We start from the raw sequence: 21,139 nt of genomic DNA, 5'->3' as shown, positions 1-21,139 counted from the left end.
GCCCGCGATGGCCGCTGCGGGGTGGCCGGCCGGCCACCCCGCAGTCACCGCCGCTCAGCGCAGGGCGGGCTCCGCCGTGACCGGCGCGTCCCAGTCGATGACGTAACGCTGCTCGTCGGCGACGGTCTTCTCCGGGTCCAGCACCGTGCGCACCATCAGCGGCATCAGCAACGGCATCAGCGTCCGCGCTACCGCGCCGGGGGCCTTCGCGTGGTTGATCCGGGCCGCGCGGGCCGCGACCTTCTCCACCCGGGCACGACGAAGCCGCACGTACGCGGCGAACGCCGCCTGGACGTCCGGCAGGTCCCGCAGGCAGCGGGCGAGTTGCACGGCGCTCTCGATGGCCAGCGACGCGCCCTGCCCCGAACTGTTCGACGGTGCGTGCGCGGCGTCGCCGACCAGCACCATCCGGCCCCGGTACCAGTGCGGCACGGGCGGCATGATCTGCAACGACCCGACCGCCTGGAGATCGTCCGCGTTGCTGGTCGCCATCAACTCCCGGCCCGGGTCGTCGTCGCCGTAGGCGGCGCGCAGCGTGTCCAGCCACTGCTCCGCCGGCAGCGCCCGGGCCTCGACGAGGCTCATCGGCCGCTGCTGCGGCAGGTTGGCCCCCCACCGGGTGCCGCCGCCCGGCTCCGGCCAGTACAGGTAGTAGCCGCGCCGGCCGAACGCGAACGTCATCGTGCCCGGCTCGGCGTCCACGTCGTGCCGGGCTACCGCCTCGAAGCCGAGCAGCCCGGTGAACCGGGGGCCGGGCGCGGCGGGGTCGATGAGACCCCGGACCGTGGAGCGGATCCCGTCCGCGCCGACGAGGATGTCCGCGGTAGCGGTGCTGCCGTCCTCGAAACGTGCGATCACGCCGTCGCCGGTCTGCTCGGCGTCGACCAGCCGCTTGCCGTACGCGAACGGCACGCCCTCGGCGAACGCCTGGTCGTGCAGCACCTGGTACAGCTCGGCCCGGTGCACCACGCGCAGCGGCGGCACCCCGGTCAGCGTGGGCATGGCGATGCGACGCCGACCGACGGCCAGAGCGCTGCGTTCGATCGGTGTGGCGATCGCCGTCACCGCCTCGTGCGCGCCGACCGTACGCAGAGCCGCCACGCCGTTGGGCGCGAGGGCGAGGGTTCCGCCGATGCCGCTGGCCGTGGTCGGGTACGCCTCGTAGACGGTTGCGGTGATGCCGGCGCGGCGCAGCGCGAGCGCTGTCACCGGCCCGGCGATGCCACCGCCGATGACGATCGCGGTTCGTACAGTGGTCATGCTCTCTCCCTGGTGTGGTCGTGGGTGCGCGGGCGCGCGGACCTGGTGTGGTCGTCGGTGCGCGGGCGCGCGGACCTGGGAGGGAGCCCGGTTATCCTCGTGGTTGCCGCTTCGGGCCGGGTGCCTTCCCAGGCGTCGGTTCGGGGTCAGGGCCCCGGTGAGGTGTTGGCGCACCTCGCCGGGGCCGCTCTTCAGCCGGTGGTGTCGGTGCCTGCCTCCGGGGTGAGGGTGTCGGGGTTGGATTTCGGGGCGGCCGTTCTCTCGGCCAACTCGGTCAGTTCGGCCGGCATCTCGCCCGTCTCATGGAAGGCCCGCCAGGTGTCCAACCCGGGGTAGGTCCCCGAGGTCAGCTCCACGAGCAGTGCCCGCAGCCAGTCGGCCTCCGCGTTCCGGATGGCGAGGTCGTACTCCGACTCCACCAGGAACAGCCGAGGGATCTCCCGCAGGTGCGTGTCGAGCGTCTCGCGGTCCTGGCGAAGCGCGGCCTCCAGCAGGTCGAGTCGTTGCCGCAGCAGGCCGGTGGCCTCGTCCGGGTGCAGCGCGGCGAGCACTGACAACCCGGCCCGGAAACGGGGATGCTCCGCCATCGGGGTGGAGACCAGCTCGCGGGCCCAGTCGACAAGCTCCGTCCGACCGGCGTCGGTGATCCGGTAGACGGTTCGTTCCGGGCGTCGGCCCTCGCGCACGTTCTCCACCGCCTCGATGAGGTGGTGTTTGTCCAGGTTGCCGATCACCGTGTAGAAGGACCCCCACTTGAAGTCCATGTCCTGGTCCTTGCCCCAGGCCCGCAGTGCGGTGGCGATCTCGTACGGGTGCATCGGCCGCTGGACCAGGGCGGACAGCACGGCCAGCGCCAGCAGGTTGCCGACCTTGCGCCGCTTCGGCACTGTGACCCCCTCGCTCGTCAACGGTTACTCGTCGACGAATATACGCTGACGGGCGAAAAGCTGCGAGTTTTTGCAAGCTGAGCCGAGTCGATCACCGTGTGGCGTCGGGGTGGTCCCGGCGCGCTGGACCGTGGGCCGGGGTGAGGTGACGTACGGCGGGGACGGGCCGGGACGGTCGGCCACGACGCTCGGCCTACGATCATCGGGTGGAGGAAGATATCCGGCGGATCGGGATCATGGGCGGCACCTTCGACCCGATCCACCACGGGCACCTCGTCGCAGCCAGCGAGGTGGCGGACCGGTTCGGCCTGGACGAGGTGGTCTTCGTGCCCACCGGGCAGCCGTGGCAGAAGGCCGACGAGCCGGTCAGCCCGGCCGAGGACCGCTACCTGATGACGGTGATCGCCACCGCCTCCAACCCCCGCTTCCAGGTCAGCCGGGTCGACATCGACCGTAGTGGGCCGACCTACACGGTCGACACGCTGCGTGATCTTCAGGCCGAGTACGGCCCGAAGGTGCAGTTGTTCTTCATCACCGGCGCGGATGCCCTGCAACGCATCCTGTCCTGGAAGGACCTGGATGAGATCTTCGAGTTGGCCCACTTCGTCGGCGTGACCCGGCCCGGGTTCCCGCTGAGCGACAAGCACCTACCGGCGGACACCGTCAGCCTGATCCAGGTGCCCGCGATGTCCATCTCGTCGACCGACTGCCGCGCCCGGGTCGCCCGAGGTGAGCCGGTCTGGTACCTGGTGCCGGACGGTGTGGTGCAGTACATCGCCAAGCGGAGCCTCTATCAGCGCTGAGCGCGCCCGTTATGACCAGGTTCATGGCGCTAACCGACCAGAACTGGACGATCGGGGTGCCGCCGGGTATGAGACGCTTGGAGCATCGCACGCTTGATCGAAGGAGAACGGTGACAGTTTCCGAACGCGCTCACGAGCTGGCTATCGCTGCCGCCCAGGCCGCCGCCGACAAGAAGGCGCAGGACATCACGATCATCGACGTCGGCGACCAGCTCGCCATCACCGACGCGTTCGTGCTCGCTGCTGCCCCCAACGAGCGTCAGGTGCTGGCCATCGTCGACGCCATCGAGGAGAGCCTGCTGGAGCTTCCGGAGAAGGCGAAGCCGGTGCGGCGCGAGGGCGAGCGTGGTGGCCGCTGGGTGCTGCTCGACTACGTCGACGTCGTGGTGCACGTCCAGCACACCGAGGAGCGCGAGTTCTACGGGCTCGACCGCCTCTGGAAGGACTGCCCCACCATCCCGTTCGTCGATCGCGACCTGGTCGAGGCCGACGCCAGCGGGTCCGCCGCCGCCGAATGACCCGACTGATCGTCTGGCGGCACGGCAACACCGACTGGAACGCCGCCAACCGCGTCCAGGGGCAGCTCGACGTACCCCTCAACGAGCGTGGTCGCGACCAGGCTCGCGCCGCCGCGCCGCTGCTCGCGGCGCTGCGGCCCGACGCCATCGTGGCCAGCGACCTGAGCCGCGCCGCGGAGACCGCCGCCGCGCTCGCCGCGCTGACGGGCCTGCCGGTCCGCACCGACGCCCGGCTGCGCGAGCGGCACTTCGGCCAGTGGCAGGGTCTGCACCTCACCGAGGTCGCCGAGCGATTTCCCGACGAGTACGCGCGCTGGCGGGCCGGCGACCCGGACCCGGGCGCGGATCTGGAGCCCCTGCACGACCTCGGCGAGCGGGTCGGTGCCGCGCTGCGGGAGGCGGCCGAGGCCGCGGCCGGCGGCACGGTGGTGATCGCCACCCACGGTGGCGGCTCCCGACAGGGCATGGGCCATCTGCTCGGCTGGGACACCGGTGTGCTGCGCTCCGTCGGCTCGTTGGCCAACTGCCACTGGAGTGAGCTACGGCACGACGACCGTGCGCCGGCCATCGGGCGTCCGCAGGACGTCAGTGGCTGGCAGTTGCGGGCGCACAACGTCGGCCTGATCACTGCCCCGGTCGCCGTCGACGCGGTCTGAGCACTCGCGCCTCGGCGTTCGCGGCCTCGATCGGCTAGCGTGCCGGGCATGCCCGTCGCGGTTGTCATCGACTCCACCGCCTACCTTCCGTCCGAGCTGGTGCAGGCGCACCGGCTGACCGTCGTGCCGTTGACCGTCGTGCTCAACGGCGCGGAGGGGCTGGAGGGGGTGGAGACCCAGCCGGCCGACGCCACACGGGCGTTGAGCGCCCGCCGGGTCACCGCGACCACCTCCCGCCCGGCACCCGAGCAGTTCGCCCGCACGTACCGCCGACTGCTCGACGCCGGCGCCGACGGGATCGTCTCCGTGCACATCTCCGCCGCGCTGTCCGGCACGGTGGAGGCCGCCCGGCTCGCCGCCGCCGACCTGGACGGCCGGGTCGAGGTGGTGGACAGCCGCTCGGCGGGCATGGGGCTGGGCTTTCCGGCCATCGCTGCCGCCACCGCCGCCGAGGCCGGCCACGACCTTGCCGCCGTACGCGACGCGGCGCTCGCCGCCATCGCCCGCACCACGGTCTGGTTCTACGTCGACACGCTGGAGTTCCTCCGTCGGGGCGGTCGGATCAACGCCGCCGAGGCGTTGGTCGGCACCGCGCTGTCCGTCAAGCCGATCATGCACATGCCGGACGGGGCGATCGTGCTGCGCGAGAAGGTTCGCACCGCCAGCCGGGGAGTGGCCCGTCTCGTCGACCTGGCCGTCGAGGCGGCCGACGGCGACGACGTGGATCTCGGGGTCCACCACCTGGCCGCGCCGCAACGGGCCGAGGCGTTGCGCGCCGCACTGACCGAGCGGTTCGGCGACCGGCTGCACGACACGTACGTCTCCGAGGCCGGTGCCGTCGTCGCCGCGCACGCCGGACCGGGCCTGGCCTGTGTGGTCGTCCACCGCCGGCCGGAGGGCTGAGCGGTGTCCACCTCACAGGTGGTGACCGGAGGCGGTCGCGGAGTCGGCCGGGCCGTGGTGGAACGGCTGCTGGCGACGGGCGCCACCATCGTCGTACTGGAACGCGACGCCGACGCGGTCGACTGGTTGGCCGACCATCCGGCCGCCGATCGGCTCGTCGCGGTGGTCGGCGACGCCGCCGACGAGCAGGTGGCCGAGCACGCCGCCGAACTGGCGGACGGCGCCGCGCCGCTGACCGGCTGGGTGAACAACGCAGCGGTGTTCCGCGACGCCACGCTGCACTCCGCGTCGGCCGACACGGTACTGGACCTGATCGGGTTGAACCTGCGGCCAGCCGTGGTGGGCGCCGCGGTCGCCGTCCGCCGCTTCCTGGCCCGCGAGACCGGCGGCGCGATCGTCAACGTCTCGTCGCACCAGGCCCGTCGACCGGTGTCCGGTGCCCTGCCGTACGCGACGGCGAAGGCCGCGGTGGAAGGGCTGACCCGGGCGCTGGCAGTCGAGTACGGGCGGCACGGCATCCGGGCCAACGCGGTAGCGCTCGGCTCGATCGCCACCGAGCGGCACGCCGCATTCCTCGCCACCCAGGAGCCCACCCAGGCCCAGTGGATCGACGCCGAGCTGACCCGACTGCACCCGGTGGGCCGCATCGGGCGGGCCGACGAGGTGGCCGAGGCGGTCGCGTACCTGCTGTCACCCGCGGCGAGCTTCATCAACGGAGTGACGTTGCCGGTGGACGGCGGACGGGCCGTGCTCGGCCTCGACCCAGAGGCCCGCTGACCGTCTGGATCGCTCAGCCTCTAGCTGTCGGCGACGAAGACGCCCTGGCCTTGCTGGCCGTAGATCAGGTTCCGCTCGTGCAGCTCTTTGACGGCTCGATAGGCCGTTGAGCGTGCCACGTTGTACAGCTCGCCGATCTCGGACACCGATGGCAGTTGTTGGCCAGGCGAGTATTCGCCCGAGCGGATCTTCTGCTCGATGTCATCCGCCACGCGGCGGTAGTGCGGTGGTCTCGTCGGCATGAGCGGCTCTCCCGGACTTCAGCGGAGATCATGTTTCCAGCCCGGGCGTGATCGGGACAAGGCGGCAACGCGGCAAAGTGGAGATAGTGAGAACTTGACTACAGTGAGACAGTAGATACAGTGAGACAGTGGCCGGGTGCTCCTGGACTTCAGCACTCCTGAGGTATCCGGTCTGCCCGCCCTGAGGGAGAGCATCGCGCAACGCCTCGGCCCTCAGGGCGGGCTACTTCGGACCGGGCGGAGGCGCCGAACATGCCAATCGATGAACCGGTGTCTACGGCGACCGAACTGTTCGTGGCCAAGCGGGTGCTGGATGCTCACTGGACCCGGGCGCTCGACCGGCCGTGGCGGGCGGGCGGGTGCCTGGAGTGCCGAGGACACAGCGACTGCCGACAACTCGACTGGGCGTTGGCGCTCATGGCGGAAGTCGCCTCGGTCATGCTCCAAAAACGGTGAATGAACCTGCCCGCGCCGCTGTGTTAGCCTCCGTACGCGCCCCAGATGGGCCTACCCCCCGGAGGTTCTGGCTACTTCAGCCACCACGCCGAGATCGACGCGACGTACGCGTCTCTCGTGCGGGATCCGGGGCGTCGGTGCCCTCGGGGCTTCGTCATCTGCGTGGTTGGGTGAACGCTGTTGGGCCTCCGGTCGGGTCTTCGGATCGACCGGGAAGAAGACGGTACGGATGACAGTCACGTTCAACCACACCATCATCGCCAGCAAGGACAAGAGCGCCTCGGCGGCGTTCTACCGGGAGCTGTTCGAGCTGCCGGAGGCACCGTCGTGGGGGCCGTTCGCCAACGTCCAGCTGGACGAGGGTGTGCTGCTCCAGTTCGCCGAGCCGCCGGTGGACATCCAGATGCAGCACTACGCGTTCCTCGTCGACGACGAGTTGTTCGTGCGGTGCCTGGCGTTCGTCGAGGGGCGTGGCATCACGTACTGGGCCGACCCGCAGCTGAAGCGGGAGGGGGAGACCAACACCGAGCACGGTGGCCGGGGCTTCTACTTCTTCGACCCGGCGGGCCACGCCATCGAGATCATCACCCGCCCGTACCTGTAGCAGGCCCGTCGGCCGGTCGGGCGCTGTCGCCCCACCGGCCGTCAGCCTTACGCATAACAGACCGATGCATGATCAGGGCGTTGTCCACAGTGGCGGTGGTTGTCCACAGGACGAGCCGGTCACCCTCCACCGTCCCGGCCGCCGCCATAGCGTCGCGCTGTGTCGCACGACGAGGAGACAGAGGTACGCCAGCGCCTGCGCCGGCTGACGGAGCCGGCCGTCGCACCGCCGCCCCGGCCGGAGATGCCGCACGCGGGCGTACCCCCGTCGTCCCTGATCGGTGCGCTGCCGGCGGACGTGTTGTCCTTCCCGCCTTCCCTGCCGGTTGTGGCGCCGGCTGCGGACGGCCCGGCGGTCCGGCCGGAGTCGCGGCTACCCGGCCCGGGCGCGTTCGACCCCGGGCGGCGGGGTGTGCGGGCGTTGGCGGTCGTCGCCGTGGTGGTGGTGTTGGGCGCGGCCGGTTGGGCCTGGCGCTCGCGGCCGCAGTCGGAACCGGTCGCCCCGCTGGTCGCCGAGGCCGCGCCGGCCGCACCCTCGGGTGACCCGAGCGTGTCCAGCTCCGGCGAACTGGTGGTGGCGGTCGCGGGCAAGGTCCGAAAACCCGGTCTGGTACGCCTGCCGGCCGGGTCCCGGCTCGCCGACGCGGTGCAGGCGGCCGGCGGCGCGCTCCCGGGGGTCGACGTGGCGCTGCTCAACCCCGCCCGCAAGGTCACCGACGGTGAGCTGATCGTGGTCGGGGTGACGCCACCGCCGGTGCCGGGCGGTGCGGCCGGGCCTGCGGCGGGTGGAGGGGCTCCCGCCGCCGGGCCGGTGAACCTCAACACCGCGACACTGGCGCAGCTCGACGCGCTGCCCGGGGTGGGGCCGGTGCTCGCCCAACGGATCCTCACCCACCGGGATCAGCACGGCGGGTTCAAGTCCGTTGGCGACCTACGCCAGGTCGACGGGATCGGCGATGCCCGTTACGAGCAGCTCAAGGACCTGGTGACGGTGTGAGCGAGTCCGCCGTCGCCGCTGACCCACCGCAGGTCGGCGGACCCCAGCCCCCGCCGCCGGCTGGGCCGGCTCAGGCCGCGCCGTCGGCCGGCGGGACCCGGTCGGAGCCGCCGGATCTGCGACTGGCGGGGCTCGCCGTGGCGGCCTGGCTCACCGCGCTCGCCGGTCTGCACCTCGGCAGCCGGGCGGTTCTGCTGGTGGCCGGCGCGGCGGTCGGTCTGACGGCGATCGGTGCTGTGCACCTCCTCGGCCGTCTCGGCCGTCCCCGAGCCATGGCGCTGCGCTACGGGTGGGTGGCCGTGGCGGTCGGCCTCGGTGTGGTCTGCGGGGGTGCGGCCACCGCCGCCCAGCTCGCCGCGCGCGACGCGCCGGCGATCCGTGCCCTCGCCGAGCAACGCGCGCCGGTCACCGCCGACCTGGTGGTCCGGGACGACCCGCGCCCGATCCGGAGCGCCGGGCGGCCGGGGATGCTGCTGGTGTCGACCGAGCTGGTCCGGCTCACCGGCCCGGATGGTCGACGGTTCCACGCGTCGGTGCGGCTACTCGTCCTGGCGACCGACCCGGCGTGGCGGGGCCTGCTGCCCGGGCAGCGCCTCACCGTCGACGGTCGGCTCGGCGTTCCGCGCGGCGGCGATCTCACCGCAGCGGTGCTCAGCACCAATGGCCCACCGGAACGGCACGGCAAGTCGTCCTGGGCGCAGCGCGCCGCCGGGACGCTGCGTACCGGCCTGCAACGGGCCTGCGCGCCGCTGCCCGACGACCCCGGTGGGCTGCTGCCGGGTCTGGTGGTGGGCGACACCAGCCGACTCCCACCCGCCGTCGAGGCGGACTTCCAGGCCACCGGGATGACCCACCTCAATGCGGTTTCCGGCTCCAACGTCGCGATCGTGGTGGGTGCGGTGTTGTTGCTGGCCCGGTGGTCGCGCGCCGGCCCGTGGCTCGCCGTAGCGCTGTGCGGGGTGGCGCTGGTGGGGTTCGTCATTCTGGTCCGTCCATCGCCGAGCGTCGTACGGGCCGCCACGATGGGAGCGATCGGGCTCGCCGCGCTCGCCGCCGGTCGACCTCGGGCGGCGCTGCCCGCGCTGGCCGCCGCCGTGACCGTGCTGGTGCTCGTCGACCCCGAGTTGGCCGGGGATCCCGGGTTCGCCCTCTCCGTGCTGGCCACCGGTGGCCTGCTGTTGCTCGCGCCGCGTTGGCGGGACGGACTGCGTCGGCGAGGCGTTCCGCCTGGGCTGGCCGAGGCGTTGGCCGTCCCGGCGGCTGCCCAACTTGCCTGCGGCCCGGTCGTCGCCGGGATCTCCGGCACCGTGAGCCTGGTGGCGGTGCCGGCGAACCTGCTGGCGGTGCCGGCCATCGCGCCAGCGACAGTGCTGGGCGTGCTGGCGGCCATGGTGTCGTCGATCTGGCCGGCCGGCGCCGAGTTCGTCGCGTGGCTGGCGAGTTGGCCGGCCTGGTGGCTGGTGGTCATCGCCCGGCATGGAGCCCGACTGCCAGGCGGCACCCTGCCGTGGCCGGGCGGGGTGCCCGGTGCCCTGCTGCTGACCGGGCTGACCGTCGCGCTGCTGATCGCGGTGCGCCGGCCACTCGTACGCCGGCTGGTGGCCGTGGTCGGGGTCGCCGCCGTGCTGGGTGCCCTGCCGGTTCGACTGGTAGCCGCCGGCTGGCCGCCCGCCGGTTGGGTGGTGGTGGCCTGCGCAGTGGGGCAGGGCGACGCCCTGGTGCTCCCGGTCGGCCCCGGTCGGGCCGTGGTGGTGGACGCCGGGCCGGAACCGGGTCCGGTGGACGGTTGCCTACGTCGGCTCGGCGTACGGGAGGTGCCCCTGCTGGTGATCAGTCACTTCCACGCGGACCACGTGGGCGGGGTGGCCGGGGTGTTCCGGGGACGGCGGGTGGGCGCCGTGCTGACGCCGTCGTCCACCGACCCGGAGAGCGGTCGGGACCTGGTTCGGGCGGCGGCCGCCGGCGGGCGGGCCGCGCTGCTGACCACCGTGGCCGGCGCTCGTCACCCGGTGGGCGGGGTCGACCTGCTGGTGCTCGGCCCGCCGTACCCGCTGGCCGGGACCAGGTCCGACCCGAACAACAACTCGCTGGTGCTGCGCGCCACAGTGGCCGGGGTGCGGATCCTGTTGGCCGGCGACGCGGAGACCGAGGAGCAGCACGCGATGGTGGCGCGGGCAGCCCCCGGCCAGTTACGCGCGGACGTGTTGAAGGTCGCGCACCACGGTTCGGCGTACCAGGACCAGGGTTTCCTCGATGCGGTGCGGCCGGCGGTGGCACTCGTGCCGGTGGGCACGGGCAACACCTACGGGCACCCGAGTCCGCAGCTGCTCGCCCAACTGGGCAGGGGCGGCGTGCGGGTGCTGCGTACCGACACGGACGGCGACGTGGCGGCGGTCCGGACGGACGGCGGTCTGGCGGTAGCCCGGCGAGGTGTACCCGCCGGCCGGCAGCCCTGACCCCGGTGGGACGACGGGCCGCTGATCAATCGGGCGACTTGCGAATTAAAAGGGAATTGAGTTGGATGTCTGGATTTGCGCTGTGTGCGGGCTGCGCCGATCAAGCAGCGAATGAGCAGGCACGATCCCGCCGCAGGCCGTGCGAATATGGGCGGCGTGACCCCCGCCAGCCTCGCCCCCATTCTGCTCGTCCTCGGTGACGAGGAGCTCCTCGCCACGCGCGCGGTCACCGAAGCTGTCGCGAAGGTTCGCAGTGTCGACCCCGAGGTGGACGTCCGCGAGTACCAGGCCAGCGCGCTCACCGTCGGCGAGATCGCCGAGATGCTCAGCCCTTCGCTGTTCGGCGGGCGGCGGCTGCTGATCCTGCGCTCGGGCCAGGACGCCCGCAAGGACCTGGTCGCCGCGCTGTTGGCGTACGCGAAGAATCCCGACCCGGAGGTCCAGCTGCTGGTGCTGCACCTGGGCGGCGCCAAGGGCAAGGCGTTCGCAGACGGTCTGCGGGCGGCTGGCGCGACGGTGGTCCCGGCCGCCAAGCTCAAGGGGCACCGTGACCGGTTGGCCTTCGTCCGCGACGAGATCCGCCGGGCCGGCGGAAAGTGCACCGACGACGCCGCCGAGGCGCTCATCGCCGCGGTCGGCAACGACCTGCGTGAGCTGGCCGCCGCCTGCTCCCAGCTTGTCGCCGACACCGATGGGCGGATCAGCGCCGAGACGGTCTCCCGTTACTACCGGGGCCGGGTCGAGGTGACCGGCTTCACGGTGGCGGACGCCACAATGGTCGGCGACGTGCCGGCGGCGCTCGAAGCACTGCGCTGGGCCCTGCACGTCGGGGTCGACCCGGTGCCCATCGCGGATGCCCTGGCGGACGGGGTGCGCACTGTGGCCCGGGTGGCTTCGGCCGGCCGGGGTAGCCCGTACCAGCTCGCCAGCAGCCTCGGAATGCCCTCGTGGAAGATCGAGCGGGCGCAGCGGCAGGGGCGGGGCTGGACACCGGAGGGCCTGGTCCGGGCCATGCAGGTCGCCGCCGAGTGCAACGCGGCCGTCAAGGGCGGCTCCGACGACCGGGCGTACGCCCTGGAGCGTGCGGTCTTCTCGGTCGCGGCGGCCCGGCAGGGCAGCGCCAGGTGACGGGGGCGAACCGCCCAGCCTGGGCCACCATTCCCGTGGACGAGGCGCGTTACCGGCCGCTCTACGCCCGACTCCTCGGCCTGCGGTTCGTCAACCCCGGCGGCGTGCTGTGCTTCCTCTTCTTCGAGGGTGCCATCGCCCTGGCGGTGCTGCTCGCCCTCGCCGAGTTGGTCAGCTGGTGGGCGGTTCTGGTGCTGCCGGTCGTGGTGGCCGCCATGGTGAAGCTCAACGACATGGTGGCCGCGATCGTGGTCCGCTCCGCCGCGCTCGTGCCCGAGCAGGAACGGGATCGCTTTCGCCGGCAGATGGAACCGGTGGTCGGCCGAGCCCGGGTGGAGTGGGTCTCGCACAGCGTTCCCGGCGTGGTGATCACCGCCGATCCGGTGCCACCGCCCCGTCGGGCCAACCCGTCAGACTGAGCGCCGCCGCCCGTCGGGCCCTCGCCCGCAACGGCCGGCTCGGTTGAACACGGCCGGCCTCTGGACACACGGAAACCCCGGGCCTCGGGCCCGGGGTTTTCCGAATCAGTCTGACTGTGAAATCGTCAGGCGGAGAGCGACACCACGCGCTTTGCGATCGCGGACTTGCGGTTCGCGGCCTGGTTGGAGTGGATCACGCCCTTGCTGACGGCCTTGTCCAGCTTGCGCGAGGCGTCCAGCATGAGCGCGGTCGCCTTCTCGACGTCACCGGCCTCGGCAGCCTCGTGGAACTTCCGGACGGCGGTCTTCAGCGACGACTTGACCGACTTGTTGCGCAGCCGGGCCTTCTCGTTCTGCCGGTTGCGCTTGATCTGGGACTTGATGTTCGCCACGCGACAGCCTCGTCTTGATAGCTCGGGTTGGTCAGCTTATTGCGCGTGATGACGAACGTGCGTCATCGCTGCGCGAAGAGCCAGGTTACCAGGTCGCCCGGGACGAGCCAAAACGGCTCGGCCTTTCGCGCGACGGACCCGGCCCGTCGGGGACCAGGTTACGCCCTCGCACGTCGCGGCGGTTTACCGCCAGCCCTGGCGGTGGGCCAGCCAGTCGAGCGACTGCTCGCCGCTCCACCGCTGGTGGGCGGGCAGGTGCGGCGAGGCCGTCGGCGGTGCCGCCGCGGCGCCGGTGAGGTAGTAGCCGGCCAACGCGGCCAGGGTCGCGTCCAACGCGTCCGGCGGCGCGTCGGCGGTGGCCGGGTGCGCGACGAAGAGCCGGTCCGCGTCCAGCCCGCTGGCGTACGCGGTGAGCAGCAGGCCGGCCAGGTCGAACCAGGCCGGCCCGGAGCAGACCCAGGTCCAGTCGCAGAACCAGGCCAGGCCCTCCGAGTCGATCAGCACGTTGTCGACCCGCAGGTCACCGTGGATCAGGCCGGTCGCCCCGGCGGCGTACCGGGGGAGGAGGGACTCCAACTCCACCAGCTCGGGCAGCCGGCCCACGAGCGGCGCGGGCAGTGGTGGGGTCGGCTCCCGACCGGCGGCGACCTCCTCCCACCACAGGATGTCCGACCGGGCCAGGTCGGCCAGGTGCGGCAGGCCGAGCGCGGTCAGCTCGGCCGGCGGGTCGGCCAGGGCGGCGGCGATACGCGCGTACCCGGCGAGGGTGGCGTCCAACTCGACGGGCACCCAGGGCAGCTGCGGGGTGTGCCCGTCGACGGCGTCGGTGCAGAGCACGAACCAACCAGCCGCGGAGAGGGTCCACCGGGGGCGGGGCGCCGGCAGGTCCGCCGGCAGCCGGTCGAGGATCGCGGCCTCTCGGGCGTACCAGTCGACAAGGTGCGGTTGCTCGGCGGCGGGCGCGGCCTTCACGAAGGCCCGACCACCGTCGGCGGTGTCGAGCACGGCGGCGAACCCGCGGGTGAAGCCCGCGCCCGCGACCCGGGCGGTGACCACCGGCGCGCCGAGCCGTTCGGCGACCGCGGCCCGCAGCGCCGCCGGTAACGCCGGCCACGACGGGCGCAGGGCACTCGCGTGGTACGGCGGCAGCGGGGGAGAGGACATCACACCATGCTGCACCGGGGTACGTGCGCGACGCACGGCGACACTGCCAGACTGCCAAGCCATGAGGACCGAGGACTTCTGGCAGCTGATCGACCAGGCGCGGGCCGGCGGCGGGGGTGAGCCTGGCCCGGTCGCCGCGCGAGCCGTGGCGTTGCTCGCCGAGCGCGACCCGGAGGACATCATCGGGTACGCGCGGCACCAGACGCGGGTGCTGGCCGCCTCGCACAAGGCGGATCTGTGGGGTGCGGCGTACCTGATCAACGGTGGCGCCTCGGCTGAGGGCTTCGAACACTTCCGGGGCTGGCTGATGACCCAGGGTCGGGCCGTCTTCGCCGGCGCGGTCACCGAACCGGACTCGCTGGCCGAACTGCCCCAGGTGCGGGCGGCCTCGCTCAGCGGCGAGGAGTTCTCCGCCGAGCAGATGCTCTCGGTGCCGTGGGACGCGTACCGCAAGGCCACCGCTACCGAGTTGCCGGCGGACCGCGAGCCGGTGCGGACGCCGGATCTCAACGACTTCTGGGACTTCGACGACGAGGACGAGGCGCGTCGCCGGCTGCCCCGGCTGGCCGCGCTCTTCGTCGAGCCGCCGATGGAGTGAGGGGTCCTCGGGCCGTTCCATCGCCCGCGCAGTGGGCGCACCCCGGCGGCGTGGGAACATAGAGGGGGTCGGCGGCGCGCCGGCCTGTTCACGTCAGCCGACCAGAACGGACCGCTGTGCCACCGAAGCTCGATCCCGGCGCGAACGCCCCTGGTGCCACCGACCCCGGTCGCATCCGGAACTTCGGCATCATCGCCCACATCGACCACGGGAAGTCGACCCTGGCCGACCGGATGTTGCAGCTCACCGGTGTGGTCGACCCGCGGCAGATGCGCGCGCAGTACCTGGACCGGATGGACATCGAGCGCGAGCGCGGCATCACCATCAAGAGTCAGGCCGTCCGCATGCCGTGGACCATCCGCGAGGGTGAGCGGGCCGGTGAGCAAGCGGTGCTCAACATGATCGACACCCCGGGGCACGTGGACTTCACGTACGAGGTGTCCCGGTCGTTGGCCGCCTGTGAGGGTGCCGTGCTGCTGGTCGACGCCGCGCAGGGCATCGAGGCGCAGACCCTGGCCAACCTCTACCTGGCTCTCGAGAACGACCTGCGCATCATCCCGGTGCTCAACAAGATCGACCTGCCGGCCGCACAGCCGGAGAAGTACGCCGAGGAGTTGGCCCACCTGATCGGCGGCGACCCGGCCGACTGCATCCGGGTCTCCGGCAAGACCGGCGAGGGAGTTCCGTACCTGCTCGACGAGATCGTCCGGCAGTTCATCCCACCGGTCGGTGACGCGGTGGCGCCCGCCCGGGCGATGATCTTCGATTCGGTGTACGACGTCTACCGCGGCGTCGTCACGTACGTCCGGGTCATCGACGGCCGGATCAGCGCCCGCGACCGGATCAAGATGATGTCCACCGGCGCTGTGCACGAGCTGCTGGAGATCGGTGTCATCTCACCCGAGATGGTCAAGGCCGAGGCGCTCGGCGTCGGCGAGGTCGGCTATCTGATCACCGGTGTGAAGGACGTCCGGCAGTCCCGGGTCGGTGACACCGTCACCATCAACAGCCGGCCGGCGGCCGAGGCGTTGGGTGGCTACAAGGACCCGAAGCCGATGGTCTACTCCGGCCTCTACCCGATCGACGGGTCCGACTACCCCAACCTGCGCGAGGCGTTGGACAAGCTCAAGCTCAACGACGCCGCCCTCGACTACGAGCCGGAGACCTCCGGCGCGCTCGGCTTCGGCTTCCGCTGCGGCTTCCTCGGCCTGCTCCACCTGGAGATCATCCGGGAGCGGCTGGAGCGCGAGTACAACCTCGACCTGATCTCCACCGCGCCCAACGTCGTCTACCGGGCGATCACGGACGACGGCGAGGAGATCGTCGTCACCAACCCGAGCGAGTACCCCACCGGCAAGATCGCCGAGGTGTACGAGCCGGTGGTCCGGGCCACCGTGTTGACGCCCAACGACTACGTGGGCGCGGTCATGGAGCTCTGCCAGGGCCGGCGGGGCAACCTGCTCGGCATGGACTACCTCTCCGCCGACCGGGTGGAGCTGCGCTACACGCTGCCGCTCGCGGAGATCATCTACGACTTCTTCGACCAGTTGAAGAGCCGTACCAAGGGCTACGCCTCGCTCGACTACGAGCCCACCACCGAGCAGGCGTCCGACCTGGTGAAGGTGGACATCCTGCTGCACGGCGAGCCGGTGGACGCGTTCAGCGCCATCGTGCACAAGGACAAGGCGTACAACTACGGCGTCACCATCGCCGCCAAGCTGCGCACCCTGATCCCGCGCCAGCAGTTCGAGGTGCCGATCCAGGCGGCCATCGGCAGCCGGGTCATCGCCCGGGAGACCATCCGGGCGATCCGTAAGGACGTGCTCGCCAAGTGCTACGGCGGCGACATCAGCCGTAAGCGCAAGCTGCTGGAGAAGCAGAAGGAAGGCAAGAAGCGGATGAAGATGGTCGGCCGGGTCGAGGTGCCGCAGGAGGCCTTCATCGCCGCCCTCTCCTCCGACTCCGGCGACGGCAAGGCCGCCGGCAAGAAGTAGTTCGCGTCGCCGTACGCGCCCGGGTGCCATCCGCACCCGGGCGCGTCGCGTTTCGGGGTGTGCTCGTCCACTCTGTCCCGGGTGGACCGCGTGTCTGCCGGCCGCCCAACGCTGTGGTGCGGTGCGTGCGACCACCCGTGCGGAGATTTTTTTCGGTCGCTGCCGCGGGGCCGGTGGGCCGAGGAGATGGGCTCCTACCTGTGTGGACGTAGTCCCGGGTCAACCGACGCACCTCCGAAGCATTGACAACTGGCGTTGTCTTTCGAAGTGAGTCGGTTTGGGCTTTCGGTGGGTCGGGCACTTAACCGTCACGACAGGAAGCACACACCTCGTGTGTCAGACATTCTTTCGAAGGAGGGCGACCGTGGAGTTCACCGTGTGGGGCATCATCACTGCGATCGTTGTTGGTCTCATCGTCGGCGCGCTCGGCCGCCTGGTCGTCCCGGGTAAGCAGAACATGCCGATCTGGCTGCACATGCTGATCGGTATCGGCGCAGCCCTGCTGGGCACCGTCCTGGCTCGGGCCATCGGCATCGCGACCGAGACGAGCGGCATCGACTGGGCCGAGCTGCTGGTGCAGGTCGTGCTGGCCGCGATCGCCGTCGCGCTGGTGGCCGGTGTGGGTGGCCGCCGCCGCGTGACCCGGTAACACCAGCAACGCGTATTACCGCAACACCTTCGAGGGGCGCTCGGCCATCAGGCCGGGCGCCCCTCGGTGCTTGATCGAATTTGATCGACGGGCGTCTGATCCGGCGATCTCTGTGTCCGACTCGGCCGCAGTGTCGTCCAGCCCTCCGCGCGCCGCGTCCTGCGTCCTGCGTCCGGGCACCCCGTCCAGCGCCAAGATCGTGCTCCACCCTGGTTGTAGTGGCCTCCACCTGGCCGCGATACCACTACAACCAGGATGGAGCACGATCTTGGGTGCGATACGGGACGGGCGCGTTGGAGCGTGAGCGCGAGACGCGGTTCGAGCAGTACCGCGGAGTCACGGAGTCACTCCCACCGCGCCGATCTTGCATTTTCTGCTGCGACATTCCGGGCATCTCACTCCTATCGACCACCGAAAGTGCAAGATCGGCGGGCGCGGGGCGCGGGCGCTGCGGTTTGTGGTCCGTGCCTGTGTTCATCAATTCGTGATCGTCTGGGCCGTGTAGTCGGTTTGGATTTTCGGTGGGTAGGGCAATTAACGGTCACGACAGGAAGCACACGAACCGTGTGTCAGACATTCTTTGAAGGAGGGTGGCCGTGGAGCTCACCGTGTGGGGCATCATCACTGCGATCGTTGTTGGTCTCATCGTCGGCGCGCTCGGCCGCCTGGTCGTCCCGGGTAAGCAGAACATGCCGATCTGGCTGCACCTGCTGATCGGCATCGGCGCCGCGCTGCTGGGCACCGTCCTGGCCCGGGCCATCGGCATCGCGACCGAGACGAACGGTGTCGACTGGGGCGAGCTGCTGGTGCAGGTCGTGGTTGCCGCGATCGCCGTCGCGCTGGTGGCCGGTGTGGGTGGCCGCCGCCGCGTGACCCGGTAACGACCTGGCATCATCTGGCGACACAGCACCACCGGTAGGACAGTACGACTGCAAAGAGCGCCCGGCCGAGAGCCGGGCGCTCTTTCGTGCTGATAGGCCCAACTTTGGACGGATGTTGGAGTGCCGGTCGTCGGGCCGCTGCGGTACGGTCGCCACGCTTCGGCCAGTCCCGCCCACTGTCGTAAAGGAATTCTCCGTACTAGGGTGCGGCGGAGAAGGTTAGTTCCAGGCGGCGCGAGGGGAGAAGTGGCGTGAACAGGTGGAAGCGGCTGGCCCCGGTCACCGCCATGGTGGCCTCGGCCGCGATGGTGCTGACCGGCTGTGGAGGGTCCGGCGACGACGCGGCCGGCGACAGCAAGCTCACGGTCTGGATGATGGGTGAGGGCGGGGACGCGCAGAACTCCTTCCTCGACGGGGTCGAGGCCGAGTTCCGCCAGAAGCACCCCGACACCGATGTGGTCGTGCAGTACATCCCCTGGCTGGAGGCGCCCAAGAAGTTCCAGGCGGCGCTCGCCGGCGGTGAGGGGCCGGACATCACCGAGCTTGGCAACACCGAGACTCAGGGTTGGGCCGCCCAGGAGGCGCTCGCCGACGTTAGTGGTCGGATGGGCGGCTGGGCCGACGGCAAGGATCTGCTGCCCGACCTGGTGCGCAACGCTCAGCTCGACGGCAAGCAGTACGGCGTGCCCTGGTACGCGGGTGTGCGCGCGATCTACTACCGCACCGACTGGTTCGCCGAGGCCGGCGTGCAGCCCCCGAAGACCTGGGACGACCTGGTCACCGTTGCCAAGGCTGTGCAGGCGAAGAAGAAGGGCACCTACGGCATCGCCCTGCCCGGCAACTCCGAGCTGCCCTTCTACTCCTTCCTCTGGGGTGCCGGCGGCGAGATCGCCAGCAACCAGGGCGGCACCTGGAAGTCCGGTTACACCACGCCCGAGGCGCAGCGGGCCGTCAAGTTCTGGACCGATCTGGTGACTGTGCACAAGGTCGCCCCGCCGGCGGCGGCGGGTTGGAACGAGATCGACGCGCGTACCCAGTTCGCCACCGGCAAGGCCGCGATGGCATTCGCCGGTAGCTGGCAGCAGGGCGCCATCAAGAAGGACAATCCCGAGATCGAGAAGGTCTGGGGTACGTTCCCGATCCCCGGCCCGGACGGCAAGGCGGCGCCCGGTTTCGCGGGCGGCTCGGACGTGGCGATCTGGAAGGACAGCGAGCGGCAGGACCTGGCCTGGGACTACCTGACCGTGCTGCTGAACAAGAAGAACGCGCAGAGCTTCGCGAGCAGCCTCGGCTTCTTCCCCGTCTACCAGGACCTGGTCTCCGGTGACGCGTACGCGAACGACAAGGTGATGGCGTCGTTCGCCGCCACCATGCAGAACACCAAGCTCACGCCGCTCACCCCGAAGTGGGTGGAGGTCAGCCGGACGAAGACGGTGACCCAGGCGATGAACAGCTCGGTCATGAAGGGTCAGAAGACGGTCGAGAAGGCTACCGCCGACGCGGCCGCCGAGATGGAAGGCATCTTGAACAGCAAGTGAGCCTACAGACCAAAAACCCGGAGACGTCCGCCGCGCGGGAGACCCCTGCGCGGCGGCGTCGCCGGGTGGACCGCCTGCCCTACCTGCTGCTCCTGCCCGCCCTGCTGATCATCGGAGTGCTGCTGCTCTGGCCGCTCGGCCAGGTGGTGGGGATGTCCTTCTACCGGTTGAACAGCGTCCGGCAACTGCGCGGCGATCGGGAGTGGCCGTGGGTGGGTTTCGGCAACTACGCCGACATCCTCTCCGACCCGTTCTTCCTGACCGTGCTGCGCAACACGGTCCTCTTCGCCGCGGCGAACGTGCTGCTCACCATGGTGCTCGGCACCCTGGTGGGGCTGCTGCTCAACCGGCTCGGTCGAAAGATGGCGACGTTCGTGGCCAGCTGCGTGATGCTCGCCTGGGCCACCCCGGCGCTGACCGGCACCATCGTCTGGAAATGGATCTTCGACGACACGAGCGGCCTGGTCACGTGGCTGTTCAACGCGTTGCCGGACGGGCTCTCGACCAGCCTGTTCGGGCGCAGCGACTGGACCGGTTACGGCTGGTTCAACTCGCCGCTGCTCTTCTTCGCCATCCTCACCCTGGTGGTGGTCTGGCACTCGTTCCCGTTCATCGCGGTGAGTGTGCTGGCCGGTCTCAAGAGCGTGCCGAGCGAGTTGCACGAGGCGGCCCGGGTGGACGGTGCCAGCCCGTGGCGGGTCTTCTGGAAGATCACGTTCCCGCTGCTGCGTCCGGTCTTCGGGATCCTGATCGTGCTCTCCACCATCTGGGACTTCAAGGTCTTCACCCAGCAGTTCGTGCTGGCCGGCGGCACCCAGGACCGGCCGACGTTCATGCTCGCCATCTACTCGTACGCCGAAGCCTTCTCCCCGCCGCCCAAGTACGGGCTCGGCGCTGCCATCGCGGTGATCCTCACGCTGATCCTGCTGGCGGTCACCGGCTTCTACGTACGGATGGTGCTCAGGCAGGAGGACGAGTCGTGAAGAAAATCGCCCTCAACGGCGCCGGGCTGCTGGTCGCGCTCTTCGCGGCGTTCCCGGTCTACTGGATGATCTCCACCTCGCTGAAGCCGAGCAACGAGATCTTCTCGGCCACCCCGCAACCGGTGCCGACCCATCCGACGTTGGCGCACTACCGGGAGATCCTGACCGGCAACCTGATCCCCGGCGTCAGCTTTCTGGACTTCTTCCTCAACAGCGCGCTGGTCGCGGTCTCCACTGTGGTGCTCAGCGGCCTGGTGGCGTTGCTCGCCGCGACCGCTGTGGCCCGGTTCCGCTTCAAGCTGCGGACCAGCTTCCTGATCATGCTGCTGGTGGTGCAGATGATCCCGCTGGAGGCGTTGGTCATCCCGCTGTTCCTGATGATCCAGCGGCTCGGGCTCTACAACACCCTGCCCAGCCTGATCCTCACGTACCTCGGTTTCTCGCTGCCGTTCGCGGTCTGGATGCTGCGCGGCTTCGTCGCCGCGGTGCCGAAGGAACTGGAGGAGGCGGCGGCGATCGACGGGGCCAGCCGGGCTCAGATCTTCCGCCGGGTGCTCTTCCCGCTGGTCGCGCCCGGCCTGGTGGCGACCAGCATCTTCTCCTTCATCACCGCGTGGAACGAGCTGATCTTCGCGTTGACGTTCATCAACGACCAGGGCAGTTACACCCTGCCGGTGGCGATGACCTTCTTCTTCGGTCGGGACGACACCAACTGGGGGCCGGTGATGGCCGCGTCCACCCTGTTCACCCTGCCGGTCATCATCTTCTTCCTGCTGGTGCAGCGCCGGATGGTCTCCGGCCTGGTGGCCGGCGCCGTCAAGGGCTGAACCGCCGG

The 21,139-nt window shown here is 70.7% G+C and carries 23 protein-coding genes; 18 read left to right on the top strand and 5 right to left on the bottom strand.

Features of this window, described 5'->3' with window-relative positions; all coding sequences use genetic code 11:
• Positions 1 to 54: 54 nt before the first annotated feature.
• Together ACFYPG_RS31835 and ACFYPG_RS31830 are read right to left on the bottom strand one after the other, a co-directional pair.
• The gene (locus ACFYPG_RS31835; RefSeq protein WP_387354901.1) at positions 55 to 1,260 is read right to left on the bottom strand and encodes an FAD-dependent monooxygenase; all 1,206 of its coding nucleotides are present in this window, start codon (positions 1,258 to 1,260) and stop codon (positions 55 to 57) included.
• Between the two features lie 191 nt (positions 1,261 to 1,451).
• Complete coding sequence (locus ACFYPG_RS31830) at positions 1,452 to 2,168, bottom strand: PadR family transcriptional regulator (RefSeq protein ID WP_387354900.1); 717 nt, start codon at positions 2,166 to 2,168, stop codon at positions 1,452 to 1,454.
• Between the two features lie 185 nt (positions 2,169 to 2,353).
• On the opposite strand from ACFYPG_RS31830, the gene nadD reads away from it, so the two are divergent.
• The 5 genes from nadD (at position 2,354) to ACFYPG_RS31805 (ending at position 5,804) form a co-directional block, all read left to right on the top strand.
• Positions 2,354 to 2,950: a nicotinate-nucleotide adenylyltransferase gene (nadD, locus tag ACFYPG_RS31825; RefSeq protein WP_355009302.1), complete on the top strand. Its 597-nt coding sequence runs from the start codon at positions 2,354 to 2,356 to the stop codon at positions 2,948 to 2,950.
• 110 nt (positions 2,951 to 3,060) lie between these two features.
• Positions 3,061 to 3,468, top strand: a complete 408-nt coding sequence (rsfS, locus tag ACFYPG_RS31820) for a ribosome silencing factor (RefSeq protein ID WP_238670899.1) — start codon at positions 3,061 to 3,063, stop codon at positions 3,466 to 3,468.
• Positions 3,465 to 4,124, top strand: a complete 660-nt coding sequence (locus tag ACFYPG_RS31815; protein ID WP_355009300.1) for a histidine phosphatase family protein — start codon at positions 3,465 to 3,467, stop codon at positions 4,122 to 4,124. The genes rsfS and ACFYPG_RS31815 overlap by 4 nt, the downstream gene beginning before the upstream one ends.
• Positions 4,125 to 4,172: 48 nt before the next feature.
• On the top strand, positions 4,173 to 5,027 hold the full coding sequence (locus ACFYPG_RS31810; RefSeq protein WP_357204667.1) for a DegV family protein: 855 nt from the start codon (positions 4,173 to 4,175) through the stop codon (positions 5,025 to 5,027).
• A gap of 3 nt (positions 5,028 to 5,030) precedes the next feature.
• Complete coding sequence (locus ACFYPG_RS31805; protein ID WP_355009298.1) at positions 5,031 to 5,804, top strand: SDR family oxidoreductase; 774 nt, start codon at positions 5,031 to 5,033, stop codon at positions 5,802 to 5,804.
• 20 nt (positions 5,805 to 5,824) lie between these two features.
• On the opposite strand, the gene ACFYPG_RS31800 is transcribed toward ACFYPG_RS31805, so the two are convergent.
• On the bottom strand, positions 5,825 to 6,016 hold the full coding sequence (locus ACFYPG_RS31800; RefSeq protein ID WP_244236754.1) for a GntR family transcriptional regulator: 192 nt from the start codon (positions 6,014 to 6,016) through the stop codon (positions 5,825 to 5,827).
• Between the two features lie 282 nt (positions 6,017 to 6,298).
• Between ACFYPG_RS31800 and ACFYPG_RS31795 the strand changes: the two genes are divergently transcribed.
• From ACFYPG_RS31795 to ACFYPG_RS31770, 6 genes are all read left to right on the top strand, one after another.
• Positions 6,299 to 6,502, top strand: a complete 204-nt coding sequence (locus ACFYPG_RS31795; protein ID WP_355009297.1) for a hypothetical protein — start codon at positions 6,299 to 6,301, stop codon at positions 6,500 to 6,502.
• 229 nt (positions 6,503 to 6,731) lie between these two features.
• Positions 6,732 to 7,106, top strand: a complete 375-nt coding sequence (locus ACFYPG_RS31790) for a VOC family protein (protein WP_112604312.1) — start codon at positions 6,732 to 6,734, stop codon at positions 7,104 to 7,106.
• A gap of 159 nt (positions 7,107 to 7,265) precedes the next feature.
• Positions 7,266 to 8,102 (top strand): helix-hairpin-helix domain-containing protein, encoded by an 837-nt coding sequence (locus ACFYPG_RS31785; protein ID WP_387354897.1) that lies wholly within the window; start codon positions 7,266 to 7,268, stop codon positions 8,100 to 8,102.
• Positions 8,099 to 10,558: a ComEC/Rec2 family competence protein gene (locus tag ACFYPG_RS31780; RefSeq protein ID WP_387354896.1), complete on the top strand. Its 2,460-nt coding sequence runs from the start codon at positions 8,099 to 8,101 to the stop codon at positions 10,556 to 10,558. Before ACFYPG_RS31785 ends, ACFYPG_RS31780 begins: the two co-directional genes overlap by 4 nt.
• A 147-nt stretch (positions 10,559 to 10,705) precedes the next feature.
• Positions 10,706 to 11,686: a DNA polymerase III subunit delta gene (gene holA / locus ACFYPG_RS31775; RefSeq protein WP_355009295.1), complete on the top strand. Its 981-nt coding sequence runs from the start codon at positions 10,706 to 10,708 to the stop codon at positions 11,684 to 11,686.
• Positions 11,683 to 12,105, top strand: coding sequence for a hypothetical protein (locus tag ACFYPG_RS31770; protein WP_238670907.1), 423 nt, complete (start codon positions 11,683 to 11,685; stop codon positions 12,103 to 12,105). Before holA ends, ACFYPG_RS31770 begins: the two co-directional genes overlap by 4 nt.
• A 125-nt stretch (positions 12,106 to 12,230) precedes the next feature.
• Here ACFYPG_RS31770 and rpsT read toward each other — a convergent pair whose 3' ends face one another.
• On the bottom strand, positions 12,231 to 12,497 hold the full coding sequence (rpsT, locus tag ACFYPG_RS31765) for a 30S ribosomal protein S20 (protein WP_030491765.1): 267 nt from the start codon (positions 12,495 to 12,497) through the stop codon (positions 12,231 to 12,233).
• Between the two features lie 183 nt (positions 12,498 to 12,680).
• Positions 12,681 to 13,661 carry a phosphotransferase family protein gene (locus tag ACFYPG_RS31760; protein WP_387354895.1) on the bottom strand — a complete coding sequence of 327 codons (981 nt, stop codon included), beginning with the start codon at positions 13,659 to 13,661 and terminating at the stop codon, positions 12,681 to 12,683.
• Positions 13,662 to 13,722: 61 nt separating this feature from the next.
• On the opposite strand from ACFYPG_RS31760, the gene ACFYPG_RS31755 reads away from it, so the two are divergent.
• The 7 genes from ACFYPG_RS31755 to ACFYPG_RS31725 all read left to right on the top strand — a co-directional run bounded on the left by ACFYPG_RS31755 (position 13,723) and on the right by ACFYPG_RS31725 (position 21,131).
• Positions 13,723 to 14,259, top strand: coding sequence for a DUF4240 domain-containing protein (locus ACFYPG_RS31755; protein ID WP_355009293.1), 537 nt, complete (start codon positions 13,723 to 13,725; stop codon positions 14,257 to 14,259).
• A 116-nt stretch (positions 14,260 to 14,375) separates the two neighbouring features.
• Positions 14,376 to 16,253, top strand: coding sequence for a translation elongation factor 4 (gene lepA / locus ACFYPG_RS31750; protein ID WP_238670910.1), 1,878 nt, complete (start codon positions 14,376 to 14,378; stop codon positions 16,251 to 16,253).
• Positions 16,254 to 16,617: 364 nt separating this feature from the next.
• Positions 16,618 to 16,902 carry a GlsB/YeaQ/YmgE family stress response membrane protein gene (locus tag ACFYPG_RS31745; RefSeq protein ID WP_355009292.1) on the top strand — a complete coding sequence of 95 codons (285 nt, stop codon included), beginning with the start codon at positions 16,618 to 16,620 and terminating at the stop codon, positions 16,900 to 16,902.
• 596 nt (positions 16,903 to 17,498) lie between these two features.
• On the top strand, positions 17,499 to 17,783 hold the full coding sequence (locus ACFYPG_RS31740) for a GlsB/YeaQ/YmgE family stress response membrane protein (RefSeq protein WP_355009291.1): 285 nt from the start codon (positions 17,499 to 17,501) through the stop codon (positions 17,781 to 17,783).
• 251 nt (positions 17,784 to 18,034) lie between these two features.
• Entirely contained in the window at positions 18,035 to 19,321 is a 1,287-nt protein-coding gene (locus ACFYPG_RS31735; protein ID WP_387354893.1) for a sugar ABC transporter substrate-binding protein, read from the top strand.
• Positions 19,318 to 20,304, top strand: coding sequence for a sugar ABC transporter permease (locus tag ACFYPG_RS31730; RefSeq protein WP_355009289.1), 987 nt, complete (start codon positions 19,318 to 19,320; stop codon positions 20,302 to 20,304). The genes ACFYPG_RS31735 and ACFYPG_RS31730 overlap by 4 nt, the downstream gene beginning before the upstream one ends.
• Positions 20,301 to 21,131 carry a carbohydrate ABC transporter permease gene (locus ACFYPG_RS31725; RefSeq protein ID WP_238678492.1) on the top strand — a complete coding sequence of 277 codons (831 nt, stop codon included), beginning with the start codon at positions 20,301 to 20,303 and terminating at the stop codon, positions 21,129 to 21,131. Before ACFYPG_RS31730 ends, ACFYPG_RS31725 begins: the two co-directional genes overlap by 4 nt.
• Positions 21,132 to 21,139: the final 8 nt, after the last annotated feature.

This window comes from Micromonospora sp. NPDC005553 (assembly GCF_042871765.1).
Lineage (GTDB): Bacteria > Actinomycetota > Actinomycetes > Mycobacteriales > Micromonosporaceae > Micromonospora.
This window is presented reverse-complemented; position numbering and strand designations above follow the sequence as displayed.